Origin of the sequence: Jiangella alkaliphila (assembly GCF_900105925.1) — a bacterium.
Taxonomy (GTDB): Bacteria; Actinomycetota; Actinomycetes; order Jiangellales; family Jiangellaceae; genus Jiangella; species Jiangella alkaliphila.
In genome coordinates, this window is record NZ_LT629791.1 from 1,377,316 (window position 1) to 1,390,127 (window position 12,812).

11 protein-coding genes are annotated in these 12,812 nt (G+C 73.5%); 8 read left to right on the forward strand and 3 right to left on the reverse strand.

Annotated elements, in window-relative coordinates:
• Nucleotides 1-145: 145 nt before the first annotated feature.
• From BLV05_RS06425 to BLV05_RS06440, 4 genes are read left to right on the forward strand one after another with little or no spacing between them, the layout of a single operon-like run.
• The gene (locus BLV05_RS06425) at nt 146-1,984 is read left to right on the forward strand and encodes an NHL domain-containing thioredoxin family protein (protein WP_046766886.1); all 1,839 of its coding nucleotides are present in this window, start codon (nt 146-148) and stop codon (nt 1,982-1,984) included.
• Nucleotides 1,985-2,041: 57 nt separating this feature from the next.
• Complete coding sequence (locus BLV05_RS06430) at nt 2,042-2,686, forward strand: TetR/AcrR family transcriptional regulator (RefSeq protein WP_046766885.1); 645 nt, start codon at nt 2,042-2,044, stop codon at nt 2,684-2,686.
• Nucleotides 2,679-3,176: a PH domain-containing protein gene (locus BLV05_RS06435; protein WP_046766884.1), complete on the forward strand. Its 498-nt coding sequence runs from the start codon at nt 2,679-2,681 to the stop codon at nt 3,174-3,176. The genes BLV05_RS06430 and BLV05_RS06435 overlap by 8 nt, the downstream gene beginning before the upstream one ends.
• Nucleotides 3,173-4,780, forward strand: a complete 1,608-nt coding sequence (locus BLV05_RS06440; RefSeq protein WP_046766883.1) for a PH domain-containing protein — start codon at nt 3,173-3,175, stop codon at nt 4,778-4,780. The genes BLV05_RS06435 and BLV05_RS06440 overlap by 4 nt, the downstream gene beginning before the upstream one ends.
• On the opposite strand, the gene BLV05_RS06445 is transcribed toward BLV05_RS06440, so the two are convergent.
• Nucleotides 4,765-5,184 (reverse strand): PPOX class F420-dependent oxidoreductase, encoded by a 420-nt coding sequence (locus BLV05_RS06445; protein WP_046766882.1) that lies wholly within the window; start codon nt 5,182-5,184, stop codon nt 4,765-4,767. The genes BLV05_RS06440 and BLV05_RS06445 overlap by 16 nt on opposite strands.
• Nucleotides 5,185-5,456: 272 nt before the next feature.
• Here BLV05_RS06445 and BLV05_RS06450 point away from each other — a divergent pair, with 272 nt between their 5' ends.
• Entirely contained in the window at nt 5,457-7,010 is a 1,554-nt protein-coding gene (locus tag BLV05_RS06450; protein ID WP_052762120.1) for a DEAD/DEAH box helicase, read from the forward strand.
• 82 nt (nt 7,011-7,092) lie between these two features.
• Here the strand turns inward: BLV05_RS06450 and BLV05_RS06455 are convergent, their stop codons facing one another.
• Nucleotides 7,093-7,779, reverse strand: a complete 687-nt coding sequence (locus tag BLV05_RS06455; protein ID WP_152690569.1) for a GntR family transcriptional regulator — start codon at nt 7,777-7,779, stop codon at nt 7,093-7,095.
• 266 nt (nt 7,780-8,045) lie between these two features.
• Here BLV05_RS06455 and BLV05_RS06460 point away from each other — a divergent pair, with 266 nt between their 5' ends.
• From BLV05_RS06460 to BLV05_RS06470, 3 genes are read left to right on the forward strand one after another with little or no spacing between them, the layout of a single operon-like run.
• Nucleotides 8,046-9,488, forward strand: a complete 1,443-nt coding sequence (locus BLV05_RS06460; RefSeq protein ID WP_046766881.1) for an FAD-binding oxidoreductase — start codon at nt 8,046-8,048, stop codon at nt 9,486-9,488.
• Nucleotides 9,485-10,645 (forward strand): FAD-binding oxidoreductase, encoded by a 1,161-nt coding sequence (locus tag BLV05_RS06465; RefSeq protein WP_046766880.1) that lies wholly within the window; start codon nt 9,485-9,487, stop codon nt 10,643-10,645. Before BLV05_RS06460 ends, BLV05_RS06465 begins: the two co-directional genes overlap by 4 nt.
• The gene (locus BLV05_RS06470; RefSeq protein ID WP_046766879.1) at nt 10,636-11,955 is read left to right on the forward strand and encodes a (Fe-S)-binding protein; all 1,320 of its coding nucleotides are present in this window, start codon (nt 10,636-10,638) and stop codon (nt 11,953-11,955) included. Before BLV05_RS06465 ends, BLV05_RS06470 begins: the two co-directional genes overlap by 10 nt.
• A 5-nt stretch (nt 11,956-11,960) precedes the next feature.
• Here the strand turns inward: BLV05_RS06470 and BLV05_RS06475 are convergent, their stop codons facing one another.
• Nucleotides 11,961-12,737: an IclR family transcriptional regulator gene (locus BLV05_RS06475; protein WP_046766878.1), complete on the reverse strand. Its 777-nt coding sequence runs from the start codon at nt 12,735-12,737 to the stop codon at nt 11,961-11,963.
• Nucleotides 12,738-12,812 lie beyond the last annotated feature (75 nt).

Sequence of the window (12,812 nt, forward strand, 5' to 3'; positions counted from 1 at the left end):
CCGCCGTCGGCCTGACCCTCGGCGGCGTCGCTGCAGCGGCCCCGGCCGCCGCCGACAACCACTTCTGTTGCTGACGCGGCGCCTATGATGGCCCCGTCCTTCACCTCGGAGGGCGGGGCGTTCGGCGTTCGCGGACAATGGGTCCATGACGCAACACCGAGCGCGAGCGCGCGTCCGTGCCCCTGAGCTGGTCGGCCGCGGAGGGTGGCTGAACACCGGAGGTGAGGACCTCTCCCTCGCCGACCTCCGAGGTCGGTTTGCCGTCGTGGACTTCTGGACGTTCTGCTGCATCAACTGCCTGCACGTCCTCGACGAGCTGCGGCCGCTGGAGGAGCAGTACGGTGACGGGCTGACGATCATCGGCGTGCACTCGCCGAAGTTCGTGCACGAGGCCGAGCACGAGGCGGTCGTCGCCGCGGTGGAGCGCTACGGCGTGCACCACCCGGTGCTCGACGACCCGGACCTGACGACGTGGCAGCAGTACGCGGTCCGGGCCTGGCCGACGCTGACGCTGATCGACCCCGAGGGGTACATCGTCGCCCAGTTCTCCGGCGAGGGGCACGCGCACGCGCTCACCGCGATCCTCGACGAGCTGATCCCGGTCCACGAGGTCAAGGGCACGCTGCGCCGCGGCGACGGCCCGTACGTCCCGCCGGAGCCCGAGCCCAGCACGCTGCGCTTCCCCGGCAAGGTCGTCGCGCTGCCGGGCGGCAGGTTCCTGGTCAGCGACAGCGGCAACCACAGCCTGGTCGAGCTGGCCGACGACCTCGAGACGGTGGTCCGGCGCATCGGCACCGGCGAGCGCGGCCTGGCCGACGGCGGGCCGGGTGAGGCGCGCTTCAACGAGCCGCAGGGCCTCACGCTGCTGCCGCCGGAGCTCCACTCGTGGACCGGCTACGAGGTCGTCGTCGCCGACACCGTCAACCACGTGTTGCGCGGCGTCCGGCTGGCCGACGGCCACGTCAGCACCATCGCCGGTACCGGCTCGCCGTGGATGCAGGGCGACCCCAACGGCGACGACGTCAGCGGCGACCCGCGCGCCGTCCCGATGTCGTCGCCGTGGGACGTCGCGTGGTCGCCCGCCCACCTGACCGTCGTCGTCGCGATGGCGGGCATCCACCAGCTCTGGGCGTTCGACCCGAAGGAACCGTCCATCGAGGTGCTCGCCGGCACCACGAACGAGGGGCTCGTCGACGGCAAGCTGCGCGACGCCTGGTTCGCGCAGACGTCCGGCCTGGCGGTGACGGCCGACCGCACGCTCTGGCTGGCCGACTCCGAGACGTCGGCGCTGCGGGCGGTCCGCGACGGCGCCGTCGAGACGGCCGTCGGCACCGGGCTGTTCGACTTCGGCTTCCGCGACGGCCCGGCCGGCCAGGCGCTGCTGCAGCACCCGCTCGGCGTGACGGCGCTGCCGGACGGCTCGGTCGCGATCAGCGACACCTACAACAACGCCGTCCGCCGCTACGACCCCGCGACCGGCGAGGTCAGCACGCTCGCCACCGGCCTGCGCGAGCCCAGTGGCGCGGTCGTCGACGGCGAGCACCTGGTGGTGGTCGAGTCCGCGGCGCACCGGCTGACCCGCGTCCCGCTGGGGTCGGCGGCGACGGCGTCCGGTTCGGCGCACCGGACCCAGCGGCCGCCCCTCGACGTCGCGCCCGGTGAGGTCGAGCTGGTCGTCGTGTTCGACCCGCCGCCGGGGCAGAAGCTGGACGAGCGGTACGGCTCGGCCACCCGGCTGACGGTGTCGTCGACGCCCGCGCCGCTACTGGCCGGCGGCGAGGGCCGTGACACCGCACTCACCCGCCGGCTGACCATCACGCCCGACGGCGACGGCGCGGGCGTCCTGCACGTCGCCGCCATGGCCGCGTCGTGCGACGACGGCGGCGAGAACGCCGCCTGCCACATCCACCAGCAGGACTGGGGCATCCCGGTCCGTGTGGTCGACGGCGGCGCCAGCAGCATCGAGCTCGTGCTGTCCGGCTGACCTGCTCCGACACGCACACCTTCCGAATTCCCTGCCGGTGCCGCTAGAATTTTGGTCATGCGACCAAGAAATGAGGCGACCGACCAGAAGTCTCGGTCCTTCATCGAGGCCGCCCGCCGCGACCAGATCGTCCAGGCCGCCGTCGAGACGCTGGCCGAGGTCGGCTACGCCAAGGCGTCGTTCGCCCGCATCGCCGAGCACGCCGGCATCAGCGCGGGGCTCATCTCGTACCACTTCGACCACAAGGCCGAGCTGTTCCAGCAGGTCGTCGAGGACATCAACGCGCTGATGGACGGCTGGCTCACCCGGCACATCGGCGACGCCGGCACCTACCGCGAGGCTCTGCAGCGGCTGATCGAGGGCTTCGTGCTGTTCTGCGACTCCCACCGCGCGCACGTGCTCGCCCTCGGCCAGGTGCTGGCCGGGGCGGGCGGTCAGGAGAACCGCGAGCTGGTCCGGTCGCAGCGCGAGCAGTCCGTCGGCCAGATCGAGCAGATGCTGCGCGAAGGCCAGGAGCACGGCGAGTTCCGCGACTTCTCACCCCGGTTCATGGCGGTCACCCTGCTCGGCAGCATCGAGGCCATCCCGAGCGAGCTGTTCGCCCGCCCCGACACCGATGTCGCCGCCTACGCGAAGGAGCTGTCCATGACCTACGACCTCGCCGTCCGCAAGTCCCGGCTGAGCCGGATCACCCGTGGCTGAGCAACCCATCGCCCTGCGGCCGCCCGAGCACCGGGTCGAGCGCCGCGCCATCGGTCTGTGGGCGCTGCAGTCGGTCTTCGGCTTCGCCATCCTGTCCGGCCTGATCCTCACCGCCTACCTGATCTTCGACTCGGCCCGGTCCTGGCTCGGCCCGATCCTCGTCGTGGTCGTCGTCTGGGGCGCCGTGGTCACCGTGGTCATGCCGGTATGGCGCTACGCCGTTCACCGGTGGGAGGTCACCGACGACGCCGTCTACGCCGTCAGCGGCTGGGTCGTCCGCGAGTGGCGGGTGGCGCCGATCTCGCGCATCCAGACGGTCGACACCACCCGCGGGCCGCTCGAGCAGGCGCTGAGGCTGGCGACGCTGGAGGTCACGACGGCGTCGTCGCGCGGTCCGATCAAGGTCACCGGCATCGACGCCACGGTCGCCGCCCAGGTGGCGGCCGAGCTGGCGAAGATCACCCAGCGCACGCCCGGCGACGCGACATGACCGGCGAGCCCGTCGACGACCGGCCGATCGACGACCGGCCGGCCGACGACGAGGTGCCGTGGCAGCGCCTGGACACCCGCGTCGTCTGGGTCGACTCCGCGAAGACCGTGCTCTCGCTGGTGCCGGCCAGCGTCGCCATCGCGTTCTTCGGCGCGGAGATCAGCTGGGGCTCGATGGGCCCGATCCTGGCCGCCACCGCTTTCGGCGTCATCGGCGGGCTGGCCGACCTGCTGCGCTGGGTGAAGACGCGCTACCGCATCACCGACGAGTACGTCGAGCGGCGCACCGGGCTGCTGGTCCGCAAGCACCGGTCCATCCGGCGCGACCGCATCCGCAGCGTCGACACGTCGGCGAAGCTCCGGCACAAGCTGGCCGGGCTGCGCGTCGTCACCGTCGGCGCCGGCCAGCACAGCGCGGCAGGCGAGGCGGCGCTGATGCTCGACGCCGTCCGGGCCGAGACCGCGCAGCGGCTGCGGCAGGAACTGCTCTACGGCGGGCCGGCGGAGCGCCCGGTCGAGGAGACCGAGGCCGCGCCCGCGCCGCCGCGGGACGAGCAGGTGTTCGCCCGGCTGGAGCGGTCCTGGGTCTTCTACAACATGTTCAGCATCTGGGCGTTCCTCATGGCGGCCGGCCTGCTCTGGGGAACGTACTGGTCGCTGCAGATGTTCGGCGTCGACTCGGCCGGGTTCGTCCGCGGCCTGGCCGATTGGGACGCCTTCGGCACGGCGTGGACGGTGGTCATCGCGGTCGCGACGGTGGGCGTCATCGGCGTGGTCGGGCTGGCGATCAACTTCTTCACCGAGAACTGGCGGTTCGTGCTGGCCCGCGTCCCCGGCGACCGCGGCACCGTCCTGCGCACCACCCAGGGCCTGTTCAAGACCCGTGAGGTCAACCGCGACGACAACCGCCTGCGCGGCGTGCAGCTCGACGAGCCGCTGCTCTGGCGGTGGATGGGCATGGCCGACACCGCGGTCATCTCGACCGGCCTGAGCATCTGGAGCACGACGCCGTCGGCGCAGATCCTGCCGCGCGGGCCGGTCTCCGTCGCTCGCCGGGTGGCCGGGCAGGTGCTCCAGACCGGCCACAGCCCGCTGGACCGCCCGCTGCGGCCGCACCCGCGCCGGGCGCTGCGCCGCCGGGTCGGCTGGGCGCTCATGGCGACGGCCGTCGTCACCGGGCTGCTGGCCTGGCTCACCACGCTGATCGACGCGATGCCAGACCTCGTCTGGCTGGCCGGGCTCGGGCTGCTGCCGATCACCCTGGCGCTGGCCGTCGTGGCGTACCGCGCGCTCGGGCACACCGTCGTCGACGGCTACCTGGTCACCCGGTCCGGCGCCTGGAGCCGCAGCACCGCGGCGCTGCAGGGCCGCGCCGTCGTCGGCGTGACGTTCCGGCAGTCGCTGCTGCAGCGGCGGCTCCGGCTCGCGACGGTCGAGGTCACGACCGCGGCCGGCCTGGGCGCCTACACGACCCCCGACGTCGCCGCGGCCGACGCCGTCGACCTCGCCGACAGCGCGGTCCCCGGCCTGCTCGCCCCGTTCCGCGCGGCGACGACGGAGCCCGCTGCGGTTCCGGTTCCGCTGGAGGCTCAGGCCCGCCCGTAGACGTGGTCGACGGGCAGCCGCAGCAGCACCCGCTCGCCGTGGACCATCGCGGCGCGGAACTCGTCCCAGTCGGGGTGCTCGCCGCGGGCGTCGCGGTAGTGCTCGACCAGCGCCTCGACGGTGTCGTCGTGCGGGTCGCGGGCCACCGGGCTCAGCTGCGCCAACCCCTCCGCGGCCACCCACGTGCCGCCGCCCGGCCCCGTCACGTGCAAGGTGGCTCGCGGGTCGCGGCGCAGGTTGCGGGTCTTGGCCAGCGGGTCGCGGACCGAGACGCGGATCAGGTCCGAGCCGAGGTCGTAGTGGTAGGTCACCACCGACACCTGGGGGCGGCCGTCGCACTTCACCGTCGCCAGGACGCCCAGGCGGTGCGCGGCGAGGAGCTTGCGGAGGGAATCGTCGCTCATGTCCGCGACCAACGCAGGCGCGTGCCGTCCGCATTCCGGCGGGGGTGACGAGCGTCTCCGCCGTCGAGTGTGCCTGGCGGGTCGCGAACCGGTAGACTGAAGCACAAGCCAGGGCCTCGTGATCATACGGGGCCTGATTCGTGCCCGAATTCTGTGACGGTGGAAACGTCGAGGGAAAGTCGGGTACCCCGCACCCTCGAAGGCTCACCGTGCGTCCGCCCGCTTGCGGACGCGCTGGGGTGCGCACCCGCGCTCTACCGATTCGGAGCACAGTGACTTCGTACGACCCTGCCGGCGTTTCGACCGGCACCGATTCCCGCTCCTCCTCCTCCGGCTACCGCCAGCAGCGACCCGAGCGCCGTGGCGGCCCGCGCCGCGAGGACGGCGGCGGCTACCGCCGCGAGGGTGGCTTCCGTCGTGACGGTGACGGCCGCCGGCCGTTCCGCGGCGACCGCCGCCAGGGCGGCCGCCCGAACGAGCGCCGCTCCTTCGACCCCGCCCGCCGCGCCGCCATCGACGCGTTCGACCCGGCCGGCTCGGCGTTCTCCGCCATGGGCATGCCCGAGCGGGTCGTGAAGATCCTCGGCGTCGACGGCATCGTCGAGCCCACCCCCGTCCAGGCGGCCGTCATCCCCGACGCCGTCGCCGGCCGCGACGTGCTCGGCCGGGCCCGCACGGGCTCGGGCAAGACGCTCGCGTTCGGCCTGCCCATCCTCGCCCGGCTGGCCGGCGACCGCAGCGAGCCGAACCGCCCGCGCGCGCTGATCATCGTGCCGACCCGCGAGCTGGCCGGCCAGGTCACCACGGCGCTCGAGCCGCTGGCCGAGGCGCTGCGGCTGCGCATGGTCACCGTCTACGGCGGCGCGCCGTACGACCGGCAGATCCGCCGGCTCGACCGTGGCGCCGACATCGTCGTCGCCACCCCGGGCCGGCTCAGCGACCTCATCGAGAAGGGCGTCTGCAAGCTCGACGACGTCGAGGTCGTCACGCTCGACGAGGCCGACCACCTGTGCGACCTCGGCTTCTTCCCGGTCGTCGACGAACTGCTCGCCGCCACGCCCGCGGGCGGGCAGCGCATGCTGCTGTCGGCCACGCTCGACGGCGACGTCGACAAGCTGGTCCGCCGGCACCTCAACGACGCCGCCAAGCACGAGATCGACCCCGACGCCGGCTCCGTCACCACGATGGACCACCACGTGCTCGTGGTCGGGCCGTACAACAAGCTCGAGGTCATGACCGAGCTCATGCGGGCCAACCCGCGCAGCATCGTCTTCACCCGTACCAAGGACGGCGCCACTCGCCTCGCCGAGGACCTCGAGGACGCCGGCGTCGCGGCGGTCGACCTGCACGGTGACCTCTCGCAGCGGGTCCGCGAGCGCAACCTCGACCGGTTCCGCTCCGGCCGCGCCAAGGTCGTCGTCGCCACTGACGTCGCCGCCCGCGGCATCCACGTCGACGGCGTCGGCATGGTCGTGCACTTCGACCCGGCCGGCGAGCCGAAGTCGTACCTGCACCGGTCCGGCCGCACGGCCCGCGCGGGCGCCACGGGCGCCGTCGTCACCGTCGCCACCGCACGGCAGGTGCGCGGGCTCGGCGAGCTGTTCCGCCGCGCCGGCGTCACCGCCAAGAACGTCGACGCCCGCACCGTCGAGGGCCCGATCACCCCGACGGCCCTCGCCGACGCACCGGCCATGGCGCAGGAGCGCGAGCGGCCCCGCTCGTCCGGCAACGGCGGTCGTCCGAACCGCTCCGGCTCCGGCCGTCCGTACAAGGGCAACGGCGCCGGCCGCGGCCGCCCGTCGGGCTACGGCCGCCGCCGCGACTGACACCCGCCGCACCACAGTTCGACACCACGCGCCGTCGTGGCCCGCACCCGGGCTGCGGCGGCGCGTCGGCGTTGCCGGTAGTTCAGGGGGCGAGCAGCTCCGCGCGCACGTCGCGGCGGGTGGCGGCGACGTGGTCGCGGGCCAGCTGCCCGGCCGCCGCGCTGTCGCGCCGCCGGATCGCGTCGACCAGCGCCTCGTGCTGGCGCCGGGAGGTGTCCTGCCGCAGCGGCGGGACGGTCGAGAAGTAGAACCGTGCCCGCATGCTCAACGTCCGGACGAAGCCGGCCATGAGGTTGTTCTGCGAGCAGTCGGCCATGGCGCTGTGGAACTCGGCGTTGATGCGGGCCAGCTCGACCGGGTCGGTGGAGCGCCGCTGCCGGGCGAGGACGTCGTCGAGGATCGCCAGCTGCTCGCCCGTGCGCCGCTCCGCCGCCAGGCCCGCGACCTGGGCCTCGAGGAACGTGCGGCTCTCGAACAGGTCGGCCAGCTCCTGCTCGCTGCGGCCGCGGACGAACGCGCCCTGATGCGGCCGGAACTCGATCCAGCCGTCGACGCCGAGGGCGCGCAGGGCCTCGCGGACCGGGATGTGGCTGATGCCGAGCTGCTTGGCCAGCCCGTCGGCGTTGAGGTGCGCGCCGGGCAGCAGCACACCCTGCAGGATGGCCTCTTCCAGCAGGTCGCGGACGTGCGGCGCGGTGCGGCCGGCCCGTTGCATGCGATTCAGCGGTGCGAGACCGGCGATGCCGGTGGTCATGGCGCCCGTGGACACGATGCAACTCCCTCCGCGCGAACAGCGAGATCCTATCTGATCGTCCGTTCGACCCAGAGTGTTGCGCGCAGACAACTCCGCAGATCAGGTCGCTTCCCAGCGGTGTTACCGCAAGGCAACACGGCGGAAACGTCGCAGTGATCCTATAGGTTGTGCCGGGAAGCTCGCCGACGGTGGAACGGTGCCCTGCCGGAGCCGGTTGACCGCCCCAACGGGCGGTCCTAAGGTATCCGTATGGCGACGTGTTCCGTTCCGGATCGTGGAATATGAGCTGGTCTGCCGAGCTGACCGAGGCTCTGGGCCGCGACAACGTCATCACCGACCCGGCCCGGCTGCGTACCTACGAGTGCGACGGCCTCACCGGCTACCGCGTCCAGCCGGCGATGGTCGTGTTGCCGCGCACCGCCGACGAGGTGGCCGCCGCGGTCCGGGTGTGCGCCCGGCATGGCGTCCCGTTCGTCGCCCGCGGCGCCGGCACCGGGCTGTCCGGTGGTGCTCTCCCGGTCGCCGACGGCATCGTCGTCTCGCTGCAGAGGCTGCGCCGCATCGTCGAGGTCGACCCGGTCAACCTGCGCGCCGTCGTCGAGCCGGGCGTCACGAACCTCGATATCAGCAAGGCCGCCGCGCCGTACGGGCTCTACTACGCGCCCGACCCGTCCAGCCAGCAGGTCTGCACCATCGGCGGCAACGTCGCGGAGAACTCCGGCGGCGCGCACTGCCTGAAGTACGGCTTCACCGTCAACCACGTGCTGGCCGCGGAGGTCGTGCTGGCCGACGGCACCGTCACCCGGCTGGGTGGCGACTCCGCGCAGTTGCCCGGCTACGACCTGCTCGGCGCGTTCATCGGCTCCGAGGGCACGCTCGGCATCGTCACGCAGGTCACCGTGCGGCTGCTGGCCAAGCCGGCCGCCGTCCGCACGATGGTGGCCGACTTCGCGACGGTGGCCGGCGCCGGCGACGCGGTCACCGGCATCGTCGCGGCGGGCATCGTCCCGGCGGCGGTGGAGATGCTCGACAACCTCGCGATCCAGGCGGTCGCCGCGTCGACCGAGAGCGTCTACACGCCCGACACCGCCGCCGCGCTGGTGGTCGAGCTGGACGGCCCGCCTGACGACGTCGCCGAGCAGTTCGACGAGGTGCAGGAGATCTGCCGCCGGCACGGCAGCACGAAGATCATGCTGGCGAGGGACGCCGAGCATCGGGCGCTGATCTGGACGGGCCGCAAGGCGGCGTTCGCCGCGGTCGGGCGGATCAGCCCCAACTACTTCGTTCAGGACGGCGTCGTGCCGCGCGGGCGGCTGGCCGAGGTGCTCGGCCGCATCGCCGCGATGGCCGACGACGCCGGCATCCGGGTCGCGAACGTCTTCCACGCCGGTGACGGCAACCTGCACCCGCTGGTGCTCTACAGCGAGGCCGAGGGGCAGCACGACCGCGCCGAGCGGCTGTCCACCGAGATCGCGGAGCTGTGCGTCGAGCTGGGCGGGTCGCTGTCGGGCGAGCACGGCATCGGCGCGGACAAGGCCTGCTCGATGCCGCGGATGTTCGGCGAGGACGACCTCGCGACGATGCTGCGGCTGCGTTCGGCCTTCGACCCCGACGGCCTGTGCAACCCGGGCAAGGTGTTCCCGACGCCGCGGCTGTGCGGCGAGCGGCCCGGGCCGTACCGCCCGCACCCGCTGGAGGAGGCCGGGGTGATCGAGCGGCTATGAGCACCGTGACGACGTACCGGCCTGCGAGCCTGGCCGAGCTGCGTGACGCCTTGGCGGACAGCGCCCGGGCGGGCGAGCCCTTGGCCGTCGCCGGGGCCGGCACCGCCGCGGACTGGGGCGGCGAGCCGACGTACGACGCCGTCCTCGACACCACCGCGATGAGTGGCCTGATCAGCTACAACCCGACGGACATGACGGTGGCCGTGCAGGCCGGCATGCCGTTCGCCGCGCTGCAGGAGACGCTGGCCGCGCACGCCCAGTGGGTGGCGCTCGACCCGGCCCGCGCGAGTGACGGCGCCACCGTCGGCGGGCTGGTGGCTACGGCCGACGCCGGTCCGGTGCGGCACACGTTCGGCACGTCGCGCGACTGCGTCATCGGCGTGACGGTGGTGCTGGCCGACGCGACGGTGGCGCGCTCCGGCGGACACGTCATCAAGAACGTCGCCGGCTACGACCTCGCCAAGCTGTTCCACGGTTCGCTCGGCACACTGGGCGTGTTGGCCGAGGTGGTGCTCCGCGTGCATCCGCGCGCGGCGGCGACGGCGACGCTGGCGGTCCCGTGCGACGCGGCCGCGGCGTTCGAGCTCGGCGGCCGGCTGATCCACGGTTCGCTCGAGCCGGTCGCCGTCGAGTGGTGTGACGGGACGCTGCTCGCCCGGTTCGACGGGACGGCCGGCGGCGTCGACGACCGCGGCCGCCGGGCGACGGCGCTGGCCGGTGCCGACGCGCAGTGGCTGCCCGGCGACGACGAGCGGGCCGCCACGCACTGGCAGGGCGTCGCCGGCCTCGTCCGCGGCATCGACGGCGACACCGTCGTCCGCCTCGGCACGGCGCCCGACCGCACCCCGGCGCTGGCCGGCCTGGTCACCCGCGAGGCTGCCGCGCACGCCGTCGACGCCGCGATGACCAGCAGCCCGTTCGCCGGCGCGCACACCGTCCGGCTGCGCGGCGGTACCGCGGCCGCGCACGCCGCCGTCGTCACCGCGCTGCGCGCCGATTACCCGGCCACCACCGTCTGCCGCTGGGCCGCCGGCCTGCGCGTCGAGCTGCCCGCGTGGGGCGCGCCGCCGCCCGCCGTCGCCGTGCTGCGCGCCGTCAAACGCGCCTTCGACCCCGACGACCGGCTCGGCAACGGAAGGTTCGCGCCATGGTTCTGACGCCGGGCGGCTCCGGCTCGTTCGATGCGCACCACCCGCCGCGGCGCGAGCTGCTGGACGACTGCGTGCACTGCGGGTTCTGCCTGCCCAGCTGCCCGACGTACGCGGTCGGCGGCGAGGAGATGGACTCGCCGCGCGGGCGCATCTACCTGATCGATCTCGCCCAGCGCGGCGAGATCCCGCTCGACCGCACCATCGCCGGGCACATCGACTCCTGCCTGGGCTGCCTGGCCTGCGTGCCGGCCTGCCCGTCGGGCGTCCAGTACGACCTGCTGCTGGAGGCGACGCGGCCGCAGCTGGAGCGGCACGTCCCGCGCACCCGGCGGGAGCGGCTGGTGCGCCGGGCGATCTTCGCGGTGTTCCCGTACCCGGCGCGGATGCGGGTCGCCGCGCTGTTCGGCGTGCTGTACCGGCGCCTCGGGCTGCGCGCGCTGGCGCACCGGCTCGGCATCGTGGACCGCCTGCCGGCCGAGCTGCGCGCCGCCGAGGACCTCCTGCCGCCGGTGCCGGTCCGGTCGCTGTTCCGCCGGCTGGGGCCGGTCACCCCGGCGGCGGGGGAGCGGCGGCTGCGGGTGGCCCTGCTCGAGGGCTGCGCCCAGCGGGTGCTGTTCGGCGACGTCAACGCCGCGACCGCGCGGGTGCTGGCGGCCGAGGGCTGCGAGGTCGTCGTGCCGCAGGGTCAGCAGTGCTGTGGTGCGCTGAACCTGCACGCCGGCCTCGAGGACGACGCCGCCGCCCGGGCGCGCAAGCTCATCGACACGTTCGAGCAGGCGAACGCCGACGTCGTGGTCGTCAACGTCGCCGGCTGCGGCTCGTCGATGAAGGAGTACGACCGGCTGCTCGCCGACGACCCCGCCTATGCCGAGCGCGCGGCCCGGTTCGCCGCGTCCGTCCGCGACGTCAACGAGCTGCTGGCCGAGCTGGAACCGCGCGCGGTGCGGCACCCCGTCCAGGCCAAGGTCGCCTACCACGACGCCTGCCACCTGGCCAATGCCCAGCGCATCCGCCGGCAGCCGCGCGACCTGCTGCGCGCCGTCCCCGGCGTCGAGGTCACCGACGTCCCGGAGGCGGACATCTGCTGCGGGTCGGCCGGCATCTACAACCTCGTGCAGCCTGAGACCGCCGAGGAGCTGGGCCGGCGCAAGGCGGCGAGCCTCGAGTCGGCCGCGCCCGACGTCATCGCCACCGCGAACGCCGGATGCCTGCTGCAGGTGCGCCGCTTCCTCAGCACGGACATCCCGCTGGTGCACCCGATCGAGATCCTGGACGCCTCGATCCGCGGGGCGCCGCTGGACAAGGCGCGACGGTGACCGCGTCAGGCCCGGGCCTGGCCGCTGAGCTGCTCGGAGAGGTCGCGGGCTGCCCGGGTCAGCAACGGGACGGCGCGGGCGACGAGGTCGTCGGTGACGCGGGTGGCCGGGCCGGAGATGGACAGCGCCAGCTTCGACGGCGCGTCGGGCACGGCGACGGCGACGCAGCGCACGCCGATCTCCTGCTCGCCCTCGTCGACGGCGTAGCCGCGGCCGGCCGTGCGGGTGAGCTCGCGGCCGAACTCGGCGGGGTCGGTGATGGTGTGCTCGGTCTGCTGCGCCATGCCGGTGCGCTGCAGCATCTCGCGCACCGTCCGCTCCGGCAGGGTGGCCAGCACGGCCTTGCCGACTGCGGTGCAGTGCGGCCAGACCCGGCGGCCGACCTCGGTGAACATCCGCATGGAATGGCGCGACGGCACCTGCGCCACGTATACGATCTGGTCACCGTCGAGCATCGCGAGGTTCGCCGACTCGCCCAGCTCGTCGACCAGGTGAGTGAGCTGCGGCCGTGCCCACGTGCTGAGCATGGTCGAGGAGCTCTCGCCGAGCCTGATCAGGCGCGGCCCGAGGGCGTAGCGTCGCGACGGCTCCTGACGCAGGTAGCCGAGGTCGACGAGCGTACGGACGATGCGGTGGATGGTCGGCAGCGGCAGCTGCGAGGCCGTGGCCAGCTGGGACAACCCCATGCTGCCGCCGTGGTCGGCCATGGTCTCGAGCAGGCCGAAGGCACGCTCGACCGACTGCACGCCACCCGAGCGAGCCCGCGACGAGTCGGTTTCCACACAGCAGACACTAACATCCGCAATGCAAAATTTTCTGATTTGGGCCGTCGCTGGCGGCCACAACCACACACTGGA